At 63.4% G+C, this 22,310-nt stretch carries 19 protein-coding genes and 3 tRNA genes; 4 read left to right on the top strand and 18 right to left on the bottom strand.

Annotated elements, in window-relative coordinates; all coding sequences use genetic code 11:
- Positions 1 to 271 precede the first annotated feature (271 nt).
- Positions 272 to 793, top strand: a complete 522-nt coding sequence (locus ABEA12_RS08650; protein WP_210101555.1) for a M23 family metallopeptidase — start codon at positions 272 to 274, stop codon at positions 791 to 793.
- On the opposite strand, the gene ABEA12_RS08645 is transcribed toward ABEA12_RS08650, so the two are convergent.
- The 18 genes from ABEA12_RS08645 to ABEA12_RS08560 form a co-directional block, all read right to left on the bottom strand.
- Positions 790 to 1,944, bottom strand: coding sequence for a glycosyltransferase (locus ABEA12_RS08645; protein ID WP_345467649.1), 1,155 nt, complete (start codon positions 1,942 to 1,944; stop codon positions 790 to 792). The genes ABEA12_RS08650 and ABEA12_RS08645 overlap by 4 nt on opposite strands.
- Positions 1,945 to 2,188: 244 nt before the next feature.
- Positions 2,189 to 2,262 (bottom strand) — tRNA-Ile (locus tag ABEA12_RS08640).
- A 123-nt stretch (positions 2,263 to 2,385) separates the two neighbouring features.
- Complete coding sequence (locus ABEA12_RS08635; protein ID WP_210101557.1) at positions 2,386 to 3,573, bottom strand: glycosyltransferase; 1,188 nt, start codon at positions 3,571 to 3,573, stop codon at positions 2,386 to 2,388.
- A 92-nt stretch (positions 3,574 to 3,665) separates the two neighbouring features.
- Positions 3,666 to 4,577 (bottom strand): DMT family transporter, encoded by a 912-nt coding sequence (locus tag ABEA12_RS08630; RefSeq protein WP_210101558.1) that lies wholly within the window; start codon positions 4,575 to 4,577, stop codon positions 3,666 to 3,668.
- Complete coding sequence (locus ABEA12_RS08625) at positions 4,565 to 5,185, bottom strand: CDP-alcohol phosphatidyltransferase family protein (RefSeq protein ID WP_210101559.1); 621 nt, start codon at positions 5,183 to 5,185, stop codon at positions 4,565 to 4,567. The genes ABEA12_RS08630 and ABEA12_RS08625 overlap by 13 nt, the downstream gene beginning before the upstream one ends.
- 156 nt (positions 5,186 to 5,341) lie before the next feature.
- Positions 5,342 to 6,217 carry a phage holin family protein gene (locus ABEA12_RS08620; RefSeq protein WP_210101560.1) on the bottom strand — a complete coding sequence of 292 codons (876 nt, stop codon included), beginning with the start codon at positions 6,215 to 6,217 and terminating at the stop codon, positions 5,342 to 5,344.
- A 163-nt stretch (positions 6,218 to 6,380) separates the two neighbouring features.
- Positions 6,381 to 6,453: transfer RNA gene (locus ABEA12_RS08615), tRNA-Asn, on the bottom strand.
- Positions 6,454 to 6,549: 96 nt separating this feature from the next.
- Positions 6,550 to 8,232, bottom strand: coding sequence for an ABC-F family ATP-binding cassette domain-containing protein (locus ABEA12_RS08610; RefSeq protein WP_210101561.1), 1,683 nt, complete (start codon positions 8,230 to 8,232; stop codon positions 6,550 to 6,552).
- Positions 8,233 to 8,380: 148 nt separating this feature from the next.
- Positions 8,381 to 8,456 (bottom strand) — tRNA-Asn (locus ABEA12_RS08605).
- 66 nt (positions 8,457 to 8,522) lie between these two features.
- Positions 8,523 to 10,400, bottom strand: coding sequence for a DNA primase (dnaG, locus tag ABEA12_RS08600; protein ID WP_210101562.1), 1,878 nt, complete (start codon positions 10,398 to 10,400; stop codon positions 8,523 to 8,525).
- Positions 10,401 to 10,474: 74 nt separating this feature from the next.
- Positions 10,475 to 11,758 (bottom strand): deoxyguanosinetriphosphate triphosphohydrolase, encoded by a 1,284-nt coding sequence (locus ABEA12_RS08595; RefSeq protein WP_210101563.1) that lies wholly within the window; start codon positions 11,756 to 11,758, stop codon positions 10,475 to 10,477.
- An 8-nt stretch (positions 11,759 to 11,766) separates the two neighbouring features.
- Entirely contained in the window at positions 11,767 to 12,963 is a 1,197-nt protein-coding gene (gene dusB / locus ABEA12_RS08590) for a tRNA dihydrouridine synthase DusB (protein WP_210101564.1), read from the bottom strand.
- Positions 12,964 to 13,106: 143 nt separating this feature from the next.
- Positions 13,107 to 14,489 carry an FAD-binding oxidoreductase gene (locus tag ABEA12_RS08585; RefSeq protein ID WP_210101565.1) on the bottom strand — a complete coding sequence of 461 codons (1,383 nt, stop codon included), beginning with the start codon at positions 14,487 to 14,489 and terminating at the stop codon, positions 13,107 to 13,109.
- Between the two features lie 14 nt (positions 14,490 to 14,503).
- On the bottom strand, positions 14,504 to 15,763 hold the full coding sequence (locus ABEA12_RS08580) for an alpha-hydroxy acid oxidase (RefSeq protein ID WP_210101566.1): 1,260 nt from the start codon (positions 15,761 to 15,763) through the stop codon (positions 14,504 to 14,506).
- A 139-nt stretch (positions 15,764 to 15,902) separates the two neighbouring features.
- A complete protein-coding gene (locus tag ABEA12_RS08575; RefSeq protein WP_210101567.1) occupies positions 15,903 to 16,637 on the bottom strand; it encodes an IclR family transcriptional regulator in 735 nt (244 codons plus the stop codon).
- Between the two features lie 22 nt (positions 16,638 to 16,659).
- Positions 16,660 to 17,427 (bottom strand): amino acid ABC transporter ATP-binding protein, encoded by a 768-nt coding sequence (locus ABEA12_RS08570; protein WP_345467633.1) that lies wholly within the window; start codon positions 17,425 to 17,427, stop codon positions 16,660 to 16,662.
- Positions 17,424 to 18,344, bottom strand: a complete 921-nt coding sequence (locus ABEA12_RS08565; protein ID WP_345467630.1) for an amino acid ABC transporter permease — start codon at positions 18,342 to 18,344, stop codon at positions 17,424 to 17,426. The genes ABEA12_RS08570 and ABEA12_RS08565 overlap by 4 nt, the downstream gene beginning before the upstream one ends.
- A 48-nt stretch (positions 18,345 to 18,392) precedes the next feature.
- Entirely contained in the window at positions 18,393 to 19,316 is a 924-nt protein-coding gene (locus ABEA12_RS08560) for an ABC transporter substrate-binding protein (protein WP_210101569.1), read from the bottom strand.
- Between the two features lie 301 nt (positions 19,317 to 19,617).
- Here ABEA12_RS08560 and ABEA12_RS08555 point away from each other — a divergent pair, with 301 nt between their 5' ends.
- From ABEA12_RS08555 to ABEA12_RS08545, 3 genes are read left to right on the top strand one after another with little or no spacing between them, the layout of a single operon-like run.
- Positions 19,618 to 20,694: a pyridoxal phosphate-dependent aminotransferase gene (locus ABEA12_RS08555; protein ID WP_210101570.1), complete on the top strand. Its 1,077-nt coding sequence runs from the start codon at positions 19,618 to 19,620 to the stop codon at positions 20,692 to 20,694.
- A 12-nt stretch (positions 20,695 to 20,706) separates the two neighbouring features.
- A complete protein-coding gene (locus tag ABEA12_RS08550) occupies positions 20,707 to 21,738 on the top strand; it encodes a Rieske 2Fe-2S domain-containing protein (protein WP_210101571.1) in 1,032 nt (343 codons plus the stop codon).
- Complete coding sequence (locus tag ABEA12_RS08545; RefSeq protein ID WP_210101572.1) at positions 21,735 to 22,220, top strand: hypothetical protein; 486 nt, start codon at positions 21,735 to 21,737, stop codon at positions 22,218 to 22,220. Before ABEA12_RS08550 ends, ABEA12_RS08545 begins: the two co-directional genes overlap by 4 nt.
- Positions 22,221 to 22,310 lie beyond the last annotated feature (90 nt).

Below are 22,310 nucleotides of genomic sequence, written 5' to 3'. Positions count from 1 at the left end.
GGGCCTGGGCGTCACACACAGCCAATCACCACATTTTGCGGGGATCGGGTTGCATGGATGACTCATACGCGAAGTCGGCTTCATGCGTCCTCTTTTCAGCGCAGGCATCAAGAGGGCACAGAGAACCGCATGTTCAAGTGTACTACAGGCGAAGGTCCTGGAAATTGACTCATCCGCACCGCCTGATGGGACGTGCCTCACACCCGCGCGCCCTTCCACAGCGCACCGGGCCGGGACCCACAGCGAGGCGCCATCGGCCCAGGCTTGGGGCATGAAAACCGTTTCCGCACTAGCGGGCTTCGTGGTGGGCGCCGTCCTGCTGCTGGTTCCCGCGGCTACTTCCCCACTCTCCACCGCGTCGCCGGAACCGGCTGGGCTCCATTCCGGTCCATGGGCGTGGCCGCTGGATCCTGTGCCGACAGTGTTGCGCGCCTTCGACCCACCGGCCCAGCGCTGGCTCAGCGGTCACCGCGGCGTAGATCTGGCCGGGAATCCCGGAGCCAGGGTCGGTGCACCGTCGGACGGCATCGTCTCTTTCGTGGGCCAAATCGTTGACCGTCCCGTCCTGGTCATCGACCACGGATCGGGCTTGCTCACCAGCCTTGAGCCGGTGCGCAGCACGTTGGCCCGCGGAGCGATTGTCAGCACCGGGGATGAGGTCGGGATGATCGGGACAGGGTCCCACTGCACCGGGCGTTGCCTGCATTGGGGCTTGCGGCTGGACGGGCGGTACATCGATCCGTTGCTCACGATCCACGACACCCGGCCATCGGTCCTGCTGCCGTTGGACTAGTTGCCGGGGCGGGCCCTGGCCCCGGATTCCTTGATCGCGGCCTCGTAGACCTTAACCATGAGTTCGGTCTGCCGGCTTTGCAGAAACGACTCCGGGTCGAAGGAAGCCGTGTCCGGGCCGCTGCCGTCCTTGATCTGCGCGACACAGTGATCAAGGGTCTTGGCCAGCGTCTGGATCGAGTCGTCGCGGGTCAGCCAGTAGCCTCCTCGCGGCAGATCTTGGGCGATGTTGCGGTCGCTGAGCAGCGAGGGGGTGCCCAGCGCAGCTGCTTCGAAAACGGTCATCCCCTGGGTCTCGAAACCCTGGGAGGTCTGGACCAATGCGTCGGCACGGCGCAATTCGCCAAGCATTTGCCGGTACGGGACTTTTCCGCGGACGTGGACCGTTGCGTTATTCATCTCCTTGGCCTTGGCTTCGGCCTTGGCACGGTCGGCGCCGTCACCGAAAACATGGATGTCGGCATCGATGTCTGCCATTGCCACGGCGTCCAGGAAGGGAAGTAGTCGTTTCTCGGGACTGAACCGGCCGACCCAGGCCAACCTCGGTCGTGGATTGGGTCCCTGCGGTGGTTGGGACAGGAGCTCGGCGGCGATCGTGTCGTCCATCCCGTTGGGTACCACGTCCACCGGGTTGAAAACCCCTTCACGTTGTAGCAACTTCGCGAAATGGCTCGAGGGAGCCGTGACGCATTCGGCGTTGTCGGTGAAACGTGCGAGATACGTCCAAGCATCCACCGCCGCGGGCCTGTCGGTGTGCAGAAAGATTTTCTGCGCCAGCCCGAATCCACGCTGCACCATGCCCGGGAACGGCATGGTTGCCGCGATGCCCACGTCGAGCCGGTTGTGCATCGTGTGCACCACCGGCAGGTGCCGGGCCTCGGCGAAACGATAGCCGATGACGGCACCCCAGAAATCTGCTTGGACATGAACGACATCCGCGTGCCCGCGTGCGGCGAGGGCCTTCGCCAGGACCTTGTCGGTACTTTTCCCCGGTATGCACAGGGAATACTCCCCAGGGCCCAAGGGCATCGAGGGCAGTTCGATAACCGCGGGATCCTGTGCGTGCGCACCACGACAGCGAGGGGAAACGATGGTGACCTTGTGACCCGATAGTTCCAGGAAGCGCCGTTGCAAGCGGACGGAGGTTTGCATGCCTCCAAGGGTGTCGGGATGCTGGTCAACGAATATGACGCAATGCATGGACCCTCTCGTCCTTTCATCGGTGCTGCGCAAAAGGTGAACGCTCGGCCGGGCCGAAAGGACAAATACAAATCCTGCGGTGGTGCTTTCCAAGCTCCGTCTGGAGGTGCCTGACCCGTAGGGGAATCCGTCCAGCGATCGAAAAAGTCCCGGCCGGATTCCTCACATATGAGTACTCGACCAGGACTTCCATTCGTAGGGCGGGTCGGGCTTGAACCGACGACCAAGGGATTATGAGTCCCCTGCTCTGACCAACTGAGCTACCGCCCCAATACCGGGTGTCCCGCTCTTCGACGCCGAAACGTCGATCAGTGAAACATCCCTCGCCATACTAGTGGATTTCGCCGCGCGTTTTCATCTTCCACGGCCGTAATCCCAAAGCCCACTGAGGAATCAGGGCAGGAAGTCCTCGGCCTTGGCCCCTCGATAGATGGATTCGAAGGTGTCCATGGTCTTGCTGTGGCTGTGCTCGGCGGCCTTGGCATGCCCGGCCTTGCCCATTATTTCCTGCTCGGGCGATGTCAAGGCAAGGATCGTGTCGATCTTGTTGGCCAGGTCTGCGCGGTCGCCGGGCTCAAAGAGGTAGCCGTTGACACCGTTCTCAACCAAGTGAGGCAGCGCCATGGCGTTGGCCAAGACCACGGGCCGTGAAGCCGACAGCGCTTCCAGGGTCACCAAGGACTGCAGTTCGGCGGTACCGGGCTGGCAGAACACATCGCAACGCAAGTAGGCCCTGCGCAATTCCGCGTCGTCCACGTGTCCCAGGAAGCGCACGCGGTCGGCCACACCATTTTCGCGCGCCAGCTTTTCCAGCGGTGCGCGCTGCTCTCCGCCACCGATGACTTCAAGGTGCACCTCGGGTGCGGTCTTCATCAAAGAAAGCGCATCAATGAGTTCGTTGACGTTCTTTTCCACGGCCAGCCTGCCGACAAACAGGATCGTGGGGTACGGGTTGCACTCAATCGTTTCGTTGTCGCCGAGCTCGTAGTGGCTCGAATCGATGCCATTGGACAGCGGAAGCACGGTGCTTAAGCGCGCGAACCGGCTCATGGCCCGGGCGGCCAACGGGGTCGGGGTGGTCACGACATTCGCCTTGCCCATGATCTTGCCCATGTCACGCCAGGAATTGCGTGCAATGATGCGCTTGAACCACTGCGGAAACGGCAGGAACGGGTCAAGGTTTTCCGGCATGAAGTGGTTGGTCGCAACGGTTTGAACGCCCAGCTTGTTCCCAACGGCCAGGGCTTGCTGACCAATCATGTAGTGGCACTGGGCATGGACCACGTCCGGCTGGATCTTGTTCAGCAACTTCTTGATCTCAGGATTGATTTCCCAAGGGAAGCAAATGCGGAAATACTCATGGGTCGGCACCGAGTGCGAACGCAGCCTGTAAACGGTTGCCTCGGGGCGCACTTCGGTGATGGTCGGCCCCTTGGTCGGCCGGGTGGCCATAACGTAGACCTCATGTCCGCGCTCAGTCATCGCTGTGGCCAGACGATGGCAAAAGACTGCAGCGCCGTTTACATCCGGCGGATAGGTATCCGCTGCAATGACGATCTTCAATGGTTTCTCGCCCGTCACGGGGTGTGTTCACTCCTTGACATGACCGCTTCTGGAGGCCACGGTAGTCGCTTCATTGTCTTGGTTGACGAATCGCAGGATTTCAACGCCATCTAATTGCCGTCGGAGAGCTTCGGCCTCTTCTTGGCCTCTGCCTTGCGCTCAAGTACGTCAGGGTGGTGCCGGGACAACGCGATGACCCCCACGATAGCAATGCATCCGGCAGCAACCATGCTCAACGCCATGGCGGGTCGGACATTGGGATCGAGTTCACCAAGAATCGCGATCCCGATGGAGATCCCGACGATGGGGTCGATCACGGTCAATCCGGCAATCACCAGGTCCGGCGGACCCTTGGAATAGGCGTTCTGGACGAAGTAGGAGCCAAGGAGTCCGGCAACCACCACCGCCAACACGGAGTACCACGTAACGTTCGCGAGGAATCGACCGTTGGGGTCAAGCAGGGCGATAGCGATGGTGCGAACCAGCACCGCCACGAAGCCGAAGAGGACACCTGCACCCATGATGTAAAAGAAGGCGCCGAGGCGGTGCGGCAACATGACAACGGCGCCGCCGAAGACCAGCACGACAACCACGAGAATCATGATCGTGAGCAATTCTTGGGAAACGGTGATCATATGGTCCGCGGCACTGACCTGGATGGCAAGAACGACAAAACCCACGCTGCCAATCATGCAGGCGATGATTGCAAGAATCGTGGGCCGGTTCATCTTGATGTGGTGTTCCCGGGCATTGACCACAGTGGTGATCACCAACGCGATCGCGCCAATGGGCTGCACGACGGTCAAGGGTGCATTGGCCAACGCATAGACGTTCAGGCTCATGCCCATGCCCAGGAGCACCAGCCCGAAAACCCAGCGCGGCGTCTTGAACAAACGAACCATGCCCAACCCGGTCACGTTCAGCCCGCCGGCACTGGCACGCACCGCGCTGGATTGCCGTTGTGTGCCGAAGGCCAGAAAGAACGCCCCGGTGATCGCGGCCGTGACCGCTAGCCAGACCACTCGGTTCCCGCCTTCAGCGCCTTGGCCTTCCGGTGCGCCTGGATAAAGTATTGGACGAAGGCAACCAGGTGAAGCGCACAGGCCAGTGCAAGGATCCAGAGCGAGATGTCCCGCAGCATTGTCCCGCGGCCCCAGTCGGTGCTTCCCAGAAGAAGCAGCGGGGTGCCGACCAGCAACAAGGCGGTACGGATCTTTCCAAGGTTGCTCACCCGGAGGTTGGGATTGCCATGGAAGAGCACCCAGGCGTTGGTGATCAAGATGGCATCGGGAATCATGATGGCGAGCGCCAACCATGGCGGGGCGATTCCTGTTGCGACGAACGTGGTGGCAATGGCGAACAGGGCCAGCCTGTCTGCCACCGGGTCCAGCCACTTTCCGACGCTGGATATCTGATCCAGGCGCCGGGCTGCGTAGCCGTCGATCCAGTCCGAAGAACCGAGGATCACCAAGGTCAGCGTGGCCCAACCGTAGTGCAGGGTCAAGGTCTGCCAGATGAATAGCGGGACCAACAGGAACCTCAAAACGGTGATGAGGTTGGGAACCGTCCAGAACGTGGTGAGCTCGCGGTATTCAAAATTGTCGCGGGTTCCCGCCCCAATGATGCGCATGCTCACCTCCTTCGTGCTCTAGCTAGTTGCCCCTGCCCGTCGGGCCGGCTGTCGGTGCCTGCCTGGCTGTCGCCCCTCCTGTCCTGAGCGGATCTCGGGAGGGGCAACTGCTGGAGGACGTGGACGGGAACTAGGTCTCTGGCCCGGTTCCCGTAACTACTTGCGCATCAGCTTGCGCAGGAACACAAAGAACATGGTCACGGACCCGGCCATGATGGCCAGCGGCTGCCAGCGCTCACGCAGGGCCTCCTTGGCGTTTTCGCCGTCGACGCCGCTGAGAGATGCAAACTTGTCTGTCGCCCGTTCGACCCCCTCCGACATCTTCACTGAAGCGGCATCGGCAAGATCACGTGCCTGGCTGGCGGCCTTGGTCACCGTGTCACCGGCTGCCTGGCCGGCTTCGGACACCTTTGCGCTGAATTGCATCGGGATGTCGATTTTTCGTCCCAGTCCGTCGCGGTACAAGGCAATCTCGTCGCGACGTTCCCGGGTACGAATGATCAGTTCGTTGTGGGTCGGCTTCTCGACCTTGGGCTCGTCGTCCTTCTCACCCTTATTGTCCTTGTCGGCGTCATCCTTCGATGCCTTGGGCTCGTCGAGGGTGGCGACATCAAACGCGCTGCCTTCCTTGACCACTCCAAGGTCGTGGCGGAATCCACGGATCGCTTCCTCGGGCATGAACGGCATCGCCTTCTTGACCTTCAGGAATGCGAATAGCCCAAGGATCAGGGCAAGAACAAGGAAGCCCGCAGCTACCAGCAACGCGGCCAGCCACGGCGAGATGAGCGTACCGATTCCCATGATCAAGGCAACGACCAAGGCGATCATCATGAAGCTGAGCAGGGCCAGGGCAACAACTGCGGCGCCGGCGGCAATGCCGACGTTGATGCCCTTTGACTTCAAGACACAGGCGGCGATGCGCGTCTCATCGATCAGTTGTTTCGGGATCAGGCGGCTAAGCCCGCCCAGTTGTCCCTTTAAGGTTTTTGACGCTGACTGGTACTGGGTTCCAGTCGATTCCGATCCAGACATGCTGTCTCCATTTCATGCGGCCTCGGCCCGGCCTGCTCATCCCAAAACTATCATCGGACGGCCGAAAACAACTCACCCTGAAGAAGTACTTCTACGGTATGAGCTGGCCCGGAGACGAAAAATCCCCGTTCTCCTAAAAGGAGGACGGGGTTTTCCTATTGCGCTCCCCCGAATGGACTTGAACCAGTAACCTTCCGATTAACAGTCGGACGCTCTGCCAATTGAGCTACGGGGGAATGAAGCAGGTAATACTTTACCAGAGCACCAATTGGATCCCAAATCATGCCCACGGTTTTCCGGACGACTCCAGGCCCTCATCCAGAAGCGCTCCCTTATCTTTCGCGCTGCACCCGGGCCTCATCCCAAACGGGCTCCGTGGACTCGTAGACCTTTCCGTTGGACCCAAACACCAGGAACCGGTCGAAGGACCTGGCGAACCACCGATCGTGGGTCACCGCCAGGACGGTGCCCTCGAAGGAGTCGATGGCGCTTTCGAGCGCTTCGCCCGAGTGCAGGTCGAGGTTGTCCGTGGGCTCGTCAAGCAATAGGAGCGTGGCTCCGGAAAGCTGCAGCAAAAGGATCTGGAATCGCGCTTGCTGGCCGCCGGAGAGCGAATCATACTTTTGTTCAGCTTGGCCGGCCAGACCGTATCCATCGAGCGCACCGGATGCCGCTTCCCGTGCCATGCCCGAACGGTGCTCGTCCCCGCGATGCAGGATATCAAGCAGGGGTCGACCCATAAGGTCCGGTCGGCTGTGGGTTTGGGCGAAGAATCCGGGCCGGATACGGGCACCGAGCTTTACCGTGCCCTCATGCGGAACCTCGGCGATCTCGAAGTCCGAGACCGGCAGGTGCTCGCGTTCGGGGTCGGTGCCTCCGGCTGCCAGCAAGCGAAGGAAGTGGGATTTTCCCGAGCCGTTCGAGCCGAGGATGGCCACGCGGTCACCGAACCAGATTTCGTTGCTGAAGGGTTTCATCAGCCCGGTGAGCTCAAGCTTCTTCGCGACGATGGCTCGCTTGGCCGTTCGTCCGCCCTTGAGCCTCATGTTGACGTTTTGTTCCAGCGGGATGGCCTGCGGCGGGCCCGCTTCGAGGAACTTGGCCAGGCGCGTCTGGGCCGCGTGGTAGCGATTGGCCATGTCGGAACGGAAGGCTGCCTTGTTCTTGTACATGTTCACCAGCTCCTTGAGCTTGACATGTTCCTCGTCCCACCGCTTGCGCAGCTCTTCGAAGCGCTCGTTGCGTTCGCGCCGCGCATCGACGTATGTCCCGAATGCTCCGCCGTGGATCCATGCCGTGGCACCCGAGTGGCCAGGTTCCAGGGTCACGATGCGGCTAGCCGCGTTGTTCAACAGCTCGCGGTCGTGGCTGATGAACAGGACGGTCTTGGGCGACTCGTTCATGGTGGCTTCAAGCCATCGCTTGCCCGGGACATCAAGGTAGTTGTCCGGCTCGTCCAGAAGCAGGAGCTCGTCGGGACCTTCGAAGAGGGCCTCGAGCACCAATCGCTTCTGTTCCCCGCCCGAGAGGGAGGATGCCAGCCGGTGTGAGGCACGTTCGAAGGGGACACCCAGCGCCGTTATGCATACCTTGTCCCATGCGGTTTCCAGCTCGTAGCCGCCGGCGTCGCCCCAGTCAATGATGGCTTGCGCATAGCGCATCTGGACCTTTTCATCATCGGATTCCATCATCAGCAGCTCGGTTTCGTCCATGGCCTTCGCCGCTTTTGCCAAGTCCGCCGAAGCCGTCGAGACCAACAGGTCGCGCACCGTGGATTCATCACGGACCTGGCCCACGAACTGTCGCATGATGCCCATGCCTCCGGAACGGCTGATCGCGCCTTCATCGGCCTTGATGTCCCCGGCGATGATCCTGATCAGTGTCGTCTTGCCTGCCCCGTTGGGCCCGATGAGAGCTGTTTTCGAACCGGAAGTGACTTTGAAGGTCACGCCTCCCAGGAGCTGGGTTCCGTCCGAAAGGAAGTAATGGATGTCGGATACGTCGATATGAGCCACCGCTCCATCATACGGTTGCCTCCGGGCTCAGCCGATTCCACGCTTATGGGGCAGAGCCGGCGATGTCTTGAATTCAAGTACTTTTTGGTGACAATGCATTAAACAAAGAAATCCGTATTCCCAATAATGAGAATACGGATTTCCTATCTGGCTCCCCCGAATGGACTTGAACCAGTAACCTTCCGATTAACAGTCGGACGCTCTGCCAATTGAGCTACGGGGGAAGGCAACGAGAAATACTCTACACAAGGTTTCAGGAAAACAAAAATCGGTGTTTTCCGCGGTGAAAACTACTCCTGGCGCAGTGAACGTCGCCGCAATTCCAGCTCCAAAAGCTCCCGGTTGATGCGTTGGAAGCCCTCTGGATCCCCGGCCGGATCCATGCGCTGCAACTCTCCCATTTTCTCCGCCTTCATATGCGTGATCTGAAGCTCGAAGAGCCTGTTGATGATGTCGTTGCAATAGCGCAGCAGGGCATCGTTGGTGCTCGCCGGCAACGGGGTCACGGCAAGTTCGGAAACGAAGGAGCGCAATGGCTCGGGAACTTCCTGCCTGATTGCCTCGACCCACTGCGAGGGAGTGGCCCCGGACTGTCCGGCCGCCCTGACCGCGTCATGGACAGCCGCGTGGGCCGGTGCCATGAATCGGGCATCGTAGAACGCCTGCCATTGTTCCGCGCTCAGCTGCGCCGGCTGCTGCAGCACGACTTCCAGGGCCTCGCGCTCCATCCGGGACACGGGGTCCCGCGGGTCCGGGCGGGTGTAGACCGGTGTTGCGGGCTGTTCCTGGGTACCCTGGGTTTGGTTCCCGTGCACCGGTTCGGCACTTTTGGGCATGCGGTTGCGTCGCACCGCAGCGCCCACCGACCGGTTGACGTCCTCCATGTCCATGCCCAGCCAGCCTGCAAGCTCGCGGGCATAGGCAGGGCGAATGGCCGAGTCGCGGATACCTGCCACGATGGGGGCGCTTACGCGCAGCGCTTGCACCCTGCCTTCGACGGTGTTCAGGTTGAAATTCTTCAACCCGGCCTTGATGGCGAATTCGAAGAGCGGACGCTTGGCGTCGATGAGTTCCCGCACGGCCTCCGGGCCGCGCGTCTGGCGCAGGTCGCATGGGTCGGCGCCGGTGGGTTCGACGGCAACGTAGGTCTGGGCGATGAACTTCTGGTCTTCCTCGAAGGCGCGCAAGGCCGCCTTCTGCCCGGCGGCATCTCCGTCGAAGGTGAAGACCACTTCGCCGCCGGATCCGTCGTCGCGCAACAGACGACGGGCGATCTTGATGTGGTCGGCTCCAAACGCGGTGCCGCAGGTGGCCACGGCCGTGCCGATGCCTGAGAGGTGGCAGGCCATGACGTCGGTGTAGCCCTCGACCACGACCAGCTGCCGGGTCTTGGTGATCTCCCGCTTGGCAAGATCCACCCCGTAGAGAACCTGGGACTTCTTGTAGAGCTGGGTTTCGGGGGTATTGAGGTACTTGGGTCCCTGGTCATCCTCGTAGAGCTTGCGCGCACCGAACCCGATGGTCGCCCCGGAGAGATCGCGGATCGGCCAGATCAACCGGCCTCGAAAACGGTCGTAAATCCCGCGGTTGCCCTCGGAAAAGATGCCGGTGAGCTTGAGCTCCTCATCCTGGAACCCACGGCCACGTAAGTGCTTGAGCGCCGCATCCCATCCCTGGGGCGCGTAACCGACCCCGAATTGCGCCGCGGCTTCCTCATCGAAGCCACGTTCGGAAAGGAACTTTTGGCCCTCGGCAGCCCCGGGGGTGGACAGTTGCTCGCGGAAGAACTCCTCGGCGATCTTGTGGGCATCGAGCAGGCGCTGGCGACGGCCGATTTCCTCACGCCGGGGACCGGTGCCGCCGTCCTCGTAGTGCAGTTCGACGCCGACGCGGGCAGCGAGCTGCTCGACGGTCTCGGAGAACGTGCCGTGGTTGATCTTCTGCAAGAAGGCAATCGCGTCACCGGATTCGCCGCAGCCAAAGCAGTGGAAGGAGCCGACCTGCGGGCGCACGTGGAATGACGGTGAGCGTTCGTCGTGGAAGGGGCAAAGACCCTTCCACGACCCGACACCCGCACTGCGCAACGTCACATATCCATCGATGACTTCCTTGAGGTCCGTGCGGTTTCGGACTTCATCGATATCTTCACGCTTAATCAGGCCTGCCATGCCCTCCAGTCTAGTGACCGCGACCAAACGCAACGTACCGTGCGGGCACGGGCTGTGGATCCTGCCTTGCGGAGCTAGAAGAGACGCTCGTTGTAGCTCTTGCCCAGCACCAGGGTGGCGTGCCATTCGATGGCCGAGGCATCGGTGAGCGAGGCCACCTGGTCGATGACGGTACGCAGGCGGGCGTCGTCGTCGCCCGCGTCGCGCCAGTCGGCGGCGAAGAGCGGTTCGAGGTATTTTTCCCCGGTGCCCTCAAGCAACCCCACCAGCTCGGTGAGGGTGTCGCGTTGCCGCCTGTAGATGGGTTGGCGTTCCTCGCTGGTCATCACATACGCGGTGGCCAGGCCCTTCATCGCGGCGATCTCGTGCTCGGTGGATTCGGGGACGATGAGTGCGGCGTTGAAGCGTGTCAATGCCCCGGGGCCGAACTGCTCGCGCGTGGCGTCGATGGCGGACTGGCAGAACCGCCCGATGAACTGACTGGTCATGTCCTTCAAGGCAGCCATCGAGCGGCGTGATCCATCGGCATGCGGCACCCATTCGCTGGTCGCCTCCAGCCGGGCGAATGCGGCATCGATGACGTCTTCCTGGACCTGGGGCAGGTACCACTGCTTGGTGAAGGCAATGACGCGGGCGCGCTGCTCGGGGTCCTTGATCCAACGCAACTGGAAACGTGAAGCGTTCATTGCATCTTCCACATCGTGCACGGAGTAGGAGATGTCATCTGCCAGGTCCATGACCTGGGCTTCGATGCAGGTTTGCCTGGCCTCGGCTCCGGAACCTGCACGCAGCCAGTGAAAGACCGGTGCGTCATCGATGTACACGCCGAACTTGGAGGTCTTCTTCCCGTTGCGTTCCGGGGCATCCTCGCGCAGCCAGGGGTACTTGCAGGCGGCGTCCAGCGATGCCCTGGTGAGGTTCAATCCGGCTGAGGCTCCGGTGTGCCTGAAGGTCTTGGTCTCGATCCGGGTGAGCAGGCGCAGGGTCTGGGCGTTGCCTTCGAAACCGCCGATGCCCTTGGCCAGCTCGTTGAGCGCGGTCTCCCCGTTGTGCCCGAATGGCGGGTGGCCCAGGTCGTGGGCGAGACAGGCGGTGTCCACGACATCCGGGTCGCAACCTAGGGTGGCTCCTAGTTCGCGGCCCACCTGGGCCACTTCCAGGGAGTGGGTGAGCCTGGTGCGCACGAAGTCGTCGGAGGACGGAGCCACTACCTGGGTCTTGGCCCCGAGCCGGCGCAGCGCCGAGGAGTGCAGTACCCGGGCACGGTCTCGCTCAAAGGCCGTGCGGTAGGCCTTCTTGGGCGGTTCGGGCGCCCAGCGTTCCTGATCGTGGGCGCTGTATCCGGCTATCTGGGTCATGTGGCTCCTTAACCGCCGGAAATATCTAGTTCGGCCGCGGAGATCATGGCCTTGTGCTTCTCGTCCATTTCGCGGGTGGCCAGCCACCCGTCGGGCAGGTGGGTCTTCTTCGGGGATCCGGCCCGTCCGCGCTGGCCCTCGGCGTCCTTGCCCGGGTAGGGCATCGAATGGTCGAGCTGCTCGAGCAGTTCGCGCAGCACCTCGAGGCTGGGAACCTGGGCCAAGGCGGAGCGGATGTCACTGCCGACCGGGTAGCCCTTGAAGTACCAGGCCATGTGCTTGCGGATGTCGCGCAGCCCCTTGGCCTCGTCCTCGAAGTACTCAGTGAGCAGCTCTGCATGCCGGTAAACGGTTTCGGCGACCTTTCCCAAGCCGGGGGTGAAGCGCGTGGAGGTGCCTTCGAAGGCTGCCTGCAGGTCACCGAAGAGCCACGGGCGGCCCATGCAGCCTCGGCCCACGACGATTCCGTCGACACCGGTCTGCTTCACCATCGCCACCGCGTCCTCGGCGCTCCAGATATCCCCGTTGCCCAGCACCGGCATGTCCGGCAGAGCCTCGCGCAGGTTCGCGATCGCGGACCAATCGGCCTTGCCGGAGTAGTACTGGCTGGCGGTGCGCCCGTGCAGGGCCACGGCGGCGACGCCGTGGTCGCGGGCGATCCTGCCCGATTCGATGTAGGTGAGGTGGTCCTCGTTGATGCCCTTGCGCATCTTGATGGTCAGCGGCACGTCCCCGCGGGCGGCCTCGGTGGTGGCCGCCTTGATGATGGAGGTGAACAGATCGGTCTTCCAGGGAAGCGCCGCTCCCCCGCCCTTGCGGGTGACCTTGGGCACCGGGCAGCCGAAGTTCAAATCGATGTGGTCGGCGCGGTCTTCCTCGACGATCAGGCGCACCGCGGCACCGACGGTCTTGGGGTCCACGCCGTAGAGCTGGATGGAGCGCAGGGATTCGTCGGCATCGTGGGAGATGATGCGCATGGACTCGGCGTTGCGTTCCACCAAGGCGCGGGAGGTGACCATCTCGGTGACATACACCCCTCCCCCGTATTCGCGGCAGAGCCGTCGGAAGGCCTTGTTGGTGATGCCGGCCATCGGGGCAAGGATCACCGGGGTGTCGATGGTGTGCCTGCCCAGTTTCAATGGGGGCAGCTCGAGGCGTGCCGGCGCGTGGGCGGATTCTTCGGGGGCGGGTACGGTAAGGGTCACCCGCCCATTGTCTCAAACATTGACAAATCGTTCACCATGAGAACCATCACCGCGCTTTCCCGGCACCCCGCCCGCCACGGTTCGGCGCCCAAGTGGAGTGTTTGTCCCGTGCATGATCCCGGGCGCCGGGGTCTGCCGTGGCCCTAGTGTGCAGGCCCGCCCTGCCCCAGCGGGTCCAGGACCTTACCCGGGTTCAGCAGCCCGTCGGGATCGAAGACCGCCTTGATCTGCCGTTGGAGCAGAAGCTGCGTTTCGCCCAGCTCGTCGCCGAGCCAGCGCTTTTTCAGCAGGCCGATGCCGTGCTCCCCGGTGAGGGTTCCACCCAGTTCCAGTGCGTAGGTGAACAGTTCGCCGGCAGCTTCCCAGATCTCCTCGGGCACCTCTGCGCCCTGGAAGACGAAGCTGGGGTGCAGGTTCCCGTCACCGGCGTGCGCGCTGGTGGGGATCATCAGGCCATACTTGTCCTCCACCTGCGCGACCTTGTCGAACATTGCCGTCATCGCATCGCGCGGTACGGCGACGTCTTCGACCAAAAGCGTTCCGGCCGCTTCCAGCGAGGGAAACACCTGGCGGCGGACCTCCACCCACTGGTTGGCGGTTTCCTCGTCAGTGGTGCTTTCCGCTTTTGCCCCGGTGGCATGGATGATCTCCATCATGGCCGCGGCTTCCGCCTGGGCTGCCGCGCCGTCGCATTGGATCAGCAGGTAGGCATTGCCACGGGCCCGCAGGTCCTGCCCCGTGTAGTTGCCCAGGAATTCCAGGGAACGCGCATCGAGCAGTTCCATCAGGGCCGGCTGCAGCCCGGCGGCACTGATCTTCGCGGCAATTCCCGCACCGGTGTCCACGCTGTCCAGGTAGGCGGCAATGGTCGACACGCTCCCGGCAACCAGCGGGCGAAGTTTCAGGGTAGCCTCCACGATGATGCCCAGGGTGCCCTCGGAACCGATCATCAACGCACACAGGTCATAGCCGGTCACGCCCTTGACCGTGCGGTGGCCCACGGAGATCAGCCGTCCGTCGGCCAAGACAACCTTCAGCGCCAGGACCGCTTCGCGGGTAACCCCGTACTTGGCGCACAGCAGTCCCCCGGCGTTCATGGCGATGTTCCCGCCAACGGTGGAGATCTCCTTGGATGCCGGATCCGGTGCCCACCACATGCCGTGCTCGTCGAGCGCCCGGTTCAGGTCCCCGTTGAATATCCCCGGCTGGACCACGGCCAGCTGGTTGGCGACCGAGACCTCCAGGATCGCTGTCATGTTCACCGTGGAGAGCACAATTTCCCCACTCCCGGCGATGCCGCCGCCGGAGAGCCCGGTTCCGGCACCACGGGAGACCACTGGCGTGGCCGTGGCGGTGGCCAGCCGGCAGACAGTCTGGACGTCCTCGATGCTGCGGGCCTCGATCAGTGCCAGCGGGCGGCCCGATGAGAGGTGTCCGGAGCGGTCGGTGCGGCATGCCTCCAGTGACGCGGCATCGGTCCGCACGATGCCGGGCAGGGCGCGGGTGAGTTGTTCTACGATGTCCATCTGGGTGTTCTTCCTTAGGTGTTGGATGCGGTTCGCCGCACCGGGCCGGTCGCGGCGGTGTTCTGCCGGTTCAGCAGTTCGGGGCCCAGTGCGCGCAGCTCGTGAACCGAGCGCACACCGAGCAGTTGCAGTGTACGGGTGAATTCGGCGCTAAGCATCCCTATGAGGTGCCCGACGCCCGCTTCGCCCCCGGCCGCCAGCGCCCAGAGGTAGGGCCGGCCCACGAAGGCCGCGTCGGCGCCCAGCGCGATGGCGGTGGCGATGTCCGATCCGTGGCGTATCCCGGAGTCCACGAAGAGGCCGAACTCTTCCCCGACCGCAGCGCGGACCGGGGCGATCAGCTCCACCGGGGCAAGCGTGCGGTCGAGCTGGCGGCCCCCGTGGTTGGAAAGGTGGACCCCGTCGATCCCGAGGCCTCGGGCGTGTAGGGCATCTTGCGGTCCCAGCGGCCCCTTGAGCACCATCGGGCCTTCCCAGATTTCGCGGATCCGGGCCAGGTCGTCCCAATCGACCGAGGGGTCGAACTGCTCGGAGATCCCCGCGATGGTGCTTCCGGAGCCGGAGCCGCCGGAGGGCACGTTGGCGAACTCGAGTTTCTCCCCGCGCAGCATGCCCATCCAGTAGTTGGGCTTCGAGGCGATGTCCAGCAGGCTGCCCAGCGACAGGGCAGGGGGAATAGTCAGTCCGTTGCGCCTGTCCCGGATCCGGTTTCCCGACACCGCGGTGTCCACCGCGACTTCAAGGACCCGGTAACCGCTGTTTTGGGCACGCCGGATCATCGAGTGGGTCAGCTCGCGGTCCTTCCAGACATAGAGCTGGAACCATGAATCCGCCCCGTCCCCGGTGGCCCGGGCAAGGTCCTCGATCGAGGTGCTGGCCATGGTGGAGAGCACATAGGGTATCTGTCCGGCGCGTGCCGCCCGTCCCACTGCAGGTTCGCCCGCCGGGTGCATCATCCGGGTGTATCCGGTGGGTGCCAGCCCCAGCGGAAGTGCTGCGGGCCGGCCGAGGAATGTGCCGGTGGTGTCGGGGTTCGAAACGTCCCGCATGAGCCTGGGGCTGTATCGGTAGGCGGAGAAGGCCGATGGATTGGCGGCCAAGGACAGTTCCTGGTCCGCTCCGCCGTCGACGTAGTCGAATACCGAGCGCGGGAGCCGTCTGCGGGCCGCCCCGCGCAAATCCGCGACCGTGTAGCAGGATTGCAGCCGGCGCTGGCTCCGCGTTCCGTGCGGCAACCGGGGGGCCACCAGCCCCAGGGCGTCGGTGAGCTTCATGCCGCGATCCGGCCTGTGGGGTACCGGTCGCAGATGATTCTACCATTCATGGTGTTCACTGCCCTTTCATTGGATGGTTCTTGTGGGTTCCGGTTCGCTCCTCGTTGCGCACACCGGCACCCGTGTTCCGCCAAAGATCCTAGGACCGGTGTCCCAGGACCTCGCTTGCTCTCAGCGCTGCCTGCATGACACCGTCAATGACCATCCGGTCCTCGAGTCCCGATCCCATCAGGTAGCTCACTCCGATGGAGCCCGGGGGCCCGGAGGGGTAGGTGACCGGGGCGGCAACGCAACGCACGCCCTGGGCGGTGTCGCCGTCATCGGAACTGTATCCTCGTTCCCGTACCCCGGCGAGCTCGCGGTGCAGCTTCTCCATGGCCCCCCGCCCGTCCTTCCTGCCGGCAATGGCTGCCAGGAATCCGGCCTGACTGGTCTCGGGCAGCGAGGCAAGGGCCGCCTTGCCCACCGCAGTGGTGTGCGCCGGCAGCCGGGCACCCACCGAGCTGGCCAGTTTCAGGCCCAGCCCCGGCGGGTCCTCCTTGCACAGGTACACGGCGTCGGCTCCGTCCAGGATGGCGTAGTGGGAGGTGATCCCCAGCTCACGCGTCAGTTCGACAAGTTGCGGGATCACCACCTCCACTGCATTGGTGGAGCGAAGGTGGGAGGCTCCGACCTCGAATGCCTTAAGCCCGACCGTGTATGCCTGGTACTCGTCCACATCCAGGAAACCGCGGCCGGTCAGGGACTTGAGGATGGAGTGGGCGGTGCTCTTGGGAATTTCAAGATCGTCCGAGAGGGCAGTGAGCGTCATGGGACGCCCTGCTTCGGAGAGCAACTCCAGTATCCGCATGGCCCGTATAACCGATGTGCTCATGGCTGCTTCCTGTTTTCCTGTTTTAAAGGACCGCGCTGAGGAACGCCTTGGTGCGTTCTTCCCGGGGATTTCCGAGCACTTGCTCCGGAAGTCCCGCTTCAAGGACGCGGCCCTGATCAATGAAGACTATTCCGTCGGCCACCTCGCGGGCAAAACCCATCTCGTGGGTCACCACCACCATGGTCATCCCCGACCTGGCGAGGTCCTTCATGACATCGAGGACCTCTCCGACCAGTTCCGGGTCCAACGCAGAGGTCGGCTCGTCGAAGAGCATGAGCTTGGGTTCCATCGCCAGTGCCCGGGCAATGGCAACGCGTTGCTGCTGCCCGCCGGACATCGAGCGTGGGTAGGCATGGGCGCGATGGCCCAGCCCGACCCGTTCCAGCAGCGCCAGGCCCTGCTTGATCGCCGTCTTTTTTCCCACGCCCTTGACCTGGATCGGACCCTCGATCACGTTTTCCAGTGCGGTCATGTGGGCGAACAGGTTGAAGTGCTGGAAGACCATGCCGATGTTCGAGCGTTCGGCGCACACCGCCCGGTCGGGCAACTCGTAGAGCTTTTCCCCGACCTCGCGGTAGCCCACCAGGGACCCGTTGACGATCAGGCGTCCTCCGTCGATCTTCTCCAGGTGGTTGATGCAGCGCAGGAACGTGGATTTTCCCGAGCCCGATGGCCCGATGATGCATAGCACCTCGCCGCGGGAGACCTGCAGGTCGATGCCGTTGAGGATGTGCAGGTCCCCGAAGGACTTGGTGACCTGTTCGGCACGGACGATGACGTCTGTGCTCATGATGCCCTCCTGAGGGATAGGTTTCGGCGCAGCCGCTGGATGAATCCAACCCGGGCCCCGGGTACCCCGCGGCTCAAACGGTCTTCGAGCAGCTGCTGGAAGAAGCTGAAGATCGTGGTCAGTGCGATGTACCAGATTGCCGCGGTGAACAGCAGCTCGATGACCTTGAAGTTCGCGGTGTAGATCTTGTTGGCCGAGTGCAGCAGTTCGCTGTAGGAAATGGTGTATGCCAGCGAGGTGAATTTCAGGCAGGAGATGAACTCGTTGCCCAGCGGCGGGACGATGACCCGCATCGCCTGGGGAAGCACGATCCGGCGCATCGTCTTGGCGCGTGACATCCCGATGGCCGAGGCCGCCTCGCGCTGTCCGTGGTCCACCGCGAGGATGCCGCCGCGGACGATCTCCGAGATGTAGGCCCCCTCGTTGATGCCCAGCCCCAGAAGCGCGGCAACGAACGGGGTCATCAAGGTGTTCATCGGGATCGAGACCAGCCCGGGGATGGTGAAGGACTCGAAGATGATCGAGAGGTTGAACCAGATCAGCAGCTGCACCAGCAGCGGGGTGCCGCGGAAGAGCCAGATGTATCCCCCGGCCACCCAGCGCAGCACCGGGTTCGGCGACTGGCGCATGACGGCCGCCAGGACACCCAGCACCATTCCCAGGGTCATGGAGGCCAGCAGGAGCACCAAGGTGTTGCGCACCCCGGTCAGGATCCCGGCGTTGGTCAGGTATTTGATGACCACGTCGTAGTTGATGTCGGCGGCCAGGAAGGCCTTTGCGACGAATCCCAACACGACCAGGACCAGGGCTGCGGTGACCCAGCGCCATGGATAGCGCAGCGGGACGACCGTGTATTTCTTGGCCTCTTCCGCTGGCAACGGCCGGGCCTGCTCCGTTTCGGCTGTATTCTCAAGCACGCTGTGCTCCGTTTCCTTGATCTTTTCCGGCGGTCGGATCGTCATTGGCTACGGTTCGATGCCTGCGGTCACCGGGTTCACGACGGAGGTCTTGATACCGATCGCGTCCAGTTCCCACTCCTGGAGGATCTTGTCGTAGGAGCCATCGTCGATGATCGCCTGCCAGCCCTCGCGCAGTGCGTCGCGCAGCTGTGTCTGTTCCTTGCTGACAACCATCGAGAAGAAGCGCTTTTCGACCTGGAAGTCCGGGACGACCTCGAGGGAGCCTTCAGAGTTCTTCGCGAAGTAGGCGGCCGTCGGGTAGTTCTCCAGCATCGCCACCGCGCGGCCCTGCTTCACGGCCAGCTGTTCCTGGGAGTTGCCGTCAAAGGTCAGCACCTCGATGGGCTTCAGCCCATCGGAGACGCATTCCTTGGAGCGCTCCTCCAGGTACTGCGGCTGGATCCCGCCGCGGACCGCGGCAATGGCCTTGCCGCACATGTCGTCCTCCGTGGCGATTCCCGTATCGACCCCGGCCTTGGACACCAGGCCCTGGGAGGATTGCAGGTAGGAGACCATGTCGAAGCTCTCTTCACGGTCCTTGGTGTCATTGGTGGCACCGAAGATCACGTCGTAGCGTTTGGTGGTCAAGGCCGGCAGCAAAGTGTCGAAGCTTGCGTTGTTCCAGGTGAACGGAACCCCGAGCTGCTTTTCCAGTTCCTTGGACAGATCGACCTCGAACCCGGCCAGATCGCCGTTTTCCTCGTAAAACTCGAAGGGCGGGTAGTCGATGGCGGACCCGATCTGGATGGTCCCGGCCTTCTTGATCGCTTCGGGGAGCTGGGAATACAGCGGGGCGGAGTCATCCACGGCTGCTGCCTTGGCAGGTTCGGCCGGGGCGTCGGATGCTGAGCATCCGGCAAGCAGCAGGCCTGCAACCAAGGGGAGGGCGAACAATGCTGTCCTGCGGGAAGATTTCGGGATGGTACGCATTTTTTGTCCTCTGGTCGGAGCGAAAAAGTCTAGAAACTATTCGTATATGCGAACGGTGTACCGTATGTCGAATTACATTAGGTGTGCTCCAGCTCACTGTCAATGCCTTGATTCTTATAAGTCCAACCTTCGTCACGGACCCGGAGCTGCCTGTTGACAGTGGCTCACACAGCTTCTACCGTGTTCACATACATGCACTTCATTCACATATGTGAACCCGTGCTGGTCGACAGGACATCCCTTCCCCCATCCCCACGGCACGCCGCCGAGACCCAATCCCGCAGCCGAAGGAGCACCAAGCATGAGCATCGCACCCCGCCCCTGGGTGAATGACATCCAGTCCTACCGGCCCGGAGCCGCTTCCGGTTCCGAGGATGGCTCCATGGCCTCGAACGAGTCCCCGCTCGGGGCAAGCCCACGGTTGGGCGCGGCGCTGGCCGACGCCGTATCCCGTTTGCACCGCTATCCAGATCCGCTGGCCGGGGAGCTGTGCAGCAAACTGGCTTCGCTGCACGGGGTCCACCCCGACCAGATCCTGGTGGGCAACGGATCCGACGAACTGATCTTCCTACTGTCCACCGCGTTCCTGGCCCAGGGCGGGCACGCCGTGTGCGCCGAGCCTGCCTACCAGATCGATGCGATCTCCGCGGCGTCGGTCAATGCCCGCGTCACCCGCGTCCCCCTTGCCCAGTGGAAGCATGACCTGGCCGCGATGGCCCGCGTACGGGCCGACATCGCCTACGTCGTAAATCCGCACAACCCGACCGGAACCGTCAGGTCCCTTCAGGAGATTCGGGCATTCGCCGAGTCAGACGCCGCCTCGCTGGTCGTCGTGGACGAGGCCTACATCGACTTCACCGAAGATCCGGAGGCAATGACCGCGATCCCCTTGGTCGCTTCCGGCCGCGTCGCGGTGCTGCGCACCTTCTCCAAGATCCACGGCCTGGCCGGATTGCGGATCGGCTACCTGGTGGCCGCGAAGGAAGTCATCGCCGCGCTGCGCAAGGTCCGGGCGCCCTTCTCCGTGGGGACGTTAGCCCAGGCCGCGGCGCTCAACGCACTGGAAGACACCGGACACCGAGATGCCGTGCGAGAGCACACGCTGCGGGTGCGTAACGAGCTGTGCCGGCTGTTGGCCGCCCACCAGCTCCACGCCGTGGAGTCCCACGCGAACTTCGTGCTGGTCCCGGTTCCCGACGAAGCCGGATTCGTTGCCGGCCTGCGGGCCCACGGGGTATCGGTCCGTCCGGGCTCCGCCCTGGGAGCACCGGGGACCGTGCGCATTTCCGTTCCCACCGAGGCCGGGCTGGCCCTGCTGGCCGAGGCCCTGCACCACGTCCTTCCCGTGAACCATCTTGAAACATGCGACCACCGCTAAAGGAGAAAACACATGTACGTCCGCAATGCCTGGTATGTCATCGCACTGTCCGAGGAAGTCACCCGCGAGCCGCTCAAGCGCACCGCGCTGGGCGAGGACATGGTCCTCTTTCGCAAGAAGGACGGCTCGATCGCCGTCCTGGACGACCGCTGCGCGCACCGCGCCTATCCACTCTCCGAAGGCAGGATCGTCGGGGACAACATCCAGTGCGGCTACCACGGCTTCGAATACAACTGCGCCGGGGTCTGCGTCAAGGTCCCAGCCCAGGCCCGCATCCCCGAACGCGCCGTGGTCAAGTCCTACCCCGTGGCGGAAGCCCACCGCTGGGTATGGATCTGGATGGGCGATCCCGCGTTGGCCGAAACCACCGAGGTACCCGACACCCACTGGATGACCGACCCCGCGTGGGACCGGGTCACCCATGAGCGCGTCTTTGAATGCAGCGCCGACCTGATCCACGACAACCTTTTGGATTTGACCCACGAGGGCTTCCTGCACGAGTCAACCATCGGCGACGAAGCCGTGTACGAAAACGGGGTGACCGTCGAGGTCGACGGAAACACCGTCTCGGTGGACCGCTGGATGCCAGAATGCCACCCTTCCCCGCTTTTTGAGAAGGCGACCGGCATGACCCTGGTGGACCGCTGGCACACCACGGTCTTCCAGCTGCCCTCGCTGCACGTGATCCACGCCGGCGTTGTCGAGGTTGGCGGGAAGCGCGAGGACGGGAACCTGTTGCGCGTGCTCAACGCCATCACACCCATCACCGAAAACACCGCGTGGTACTTCTACGCCTTCTGCCGTGACTTCGCCGTCGGCGATTCCGGCTTGAACGAGCTGCTCACCGAAAGCCTGGGCGGGGTGCTGACCGAGGATTCCGATGCGCTGGCCCTGCAGCAGATCAGGATGGAATCCCGTCCAGCGAACCTGCCCGACGTGTTGATTGCCCAGGACGCGGGTGTGGCCAAGGCCCGGCGGATGATGAAGCAGTTGCTTGCCGCCGAGGCAAAGGCCGCCGCGCTCCAGAAGGTCACGGCGCCATGAGGCTGCTGTTGCGCGCCAACGCTCACCGTACGCAGGCCGGCGAGGGGACCGAGGTCGCGGCCTCCCCCGACACCCACGGCCGCGAACGCTGGCAGTGGGACGTGCGCCTGGCCCCGGACGCAGGGTCGCAGGCAGCGGAGCCCGACGGGGCCCTGGTGGCAAGCGGCGAACTCCGGCTAGCCGATGGCAAGGCGCTGCAGGTCGTGGCCCGCAGCGCACCCGAGGCGGCAGTGCCATCGGTGGAAATCCACCATGTCAGAGCCCGTACCGAACTCACGCGCGAACTCCAGGAAGTCATGGTGCTGCTCTCCGGCGGCCCCGGACTGCTGGTCGAGGGCCGGCACCACTTGGGCCGGCTCGATGCCCTGATATTGGAGGGCGATGATCCCTTCTCGGTCCCGCTGGAGGCCGAGGGCGCCGAAGGCACTGAGCTGGCCGTGATCCGGCTCAAGGGCTTGGCCGCACTGGGCTGGGTTCCCTAGGCGCGCACCGCAGCGCTCGCTGGGCTGCGCCGCGGCGGGCACTCTCGGTGCCCACCGCGGGTCCAACCGCTTTCCACCGGCCGATGACAC

The organism is Paeniglutamicibacter antarcticus, assembly GCF_039544305.1.
Taxonomy (GTDB): Bacteria; Actinomycetota; Actinomycetes; order Actinomycetales; family Micrococcaceae; genus Paeniglutamicibacter; species Paeniglutamicibacter antarcticus_C.
This window is presented reverse-complemented; position numbering and strand designations above follow the sequence as displayed.

Coding starts and splice junctions, on each gene's coding strand:
- ABEA12_RS08650 (WP_210101555.1), top strand. CDS start 272: ATGAAAACCGTTTCCGCACTAGCGGGCTTCGTGGTGGGCGCCGTCCTG.
- ABEA12_RS08645 (WP_345467649.1), bottom strand. CDS start 1,944: ATGCAAACCTCCGTCCGCTTGCAACGGCGCTTCCTGGAACTATCGGGT.
- ABEA12_RS08625 (WP_210101559.1), bottom strand. CDS start 5,185: ATGCGCATCATTGGGGCGGGAACCCGCGACAATTTTGAATACCGCGAG.
- ABEA12_RS08620 (WP_210101560.1), bottom strand. CDS start 6,217: ATGTCTGGATCGGAATCGACTGGAACCCAGTACCAGTCAGCGTCAAAA.
- dnaG (WP_210101562.1), bottom strand. CDS start 10,400: ATGGCAGGCCTGATTAAGCGTGAAGATATCGATGAAGTCCGAAACCGC.
- ABEA12_RS08595 (WP_210101563.1), bottom strand. CDS start 11,758: ATGACCCAGATAGCCGGATACAGCGCCCACGATCAGGAACGCTGGGCG.
- ABEA12_RS08585 (WP_210101565.1), bottom strand. CDS start 14,489: ATGGACATCGTAGAACAACTCACCCGCGCCCTGCCCGGCATCGTGCGG.
- ABEA12_RS08580 (WP_210101566.1), bottom strand. CDS start 15,763: ATGAAGCTCACCGACGCCCTGGGGCTGGTGGCCCCCCGGTTGCCGCAC.
- ABEA12_RS08575 (WP_210101567.1), bottom strand. CDS start 16,637: ATGAGCACATCGGTTATACGGGCCATGCGGATACTGGAGTTGCTCTCC.
- ABEA12_RS08570 (WP_345467633.1), bottom strand. CDS start 17,427: ATGAGCACAGACGTCATCGTCCGTGCCGAACAGGTCACCAAGTCCTTC.
- ABEA12_RS08560 (WP_210101569.1), bottom strand. CDS start 19,316: ATGCGTACCATCCCGAAATCTTCCCGCAGGACAGCATTGTTCGCCCTC.
- ABEA12_RS08555 (WP_210101570.1), top strand. CDS start 19,618: ATGAGCATCGCACCCCGCCCCTGGGTGAATGACATCCAGTCCTACCGG.
- ABEA12_RS08550 (WP_210101571.1), top strand. CDS start 20,707: ATGTACGTCCGCAATGCCTGGTATGTCATCGCACTGTCCGAGGAAGTC.
- ABEA12_RS08545 (WP_210101572.1), top strand. CDS start 21,735: ATGAGGCTGCTGTTGCGCGCCAACGCTCACCGTACGCAGGCCGGCGAG.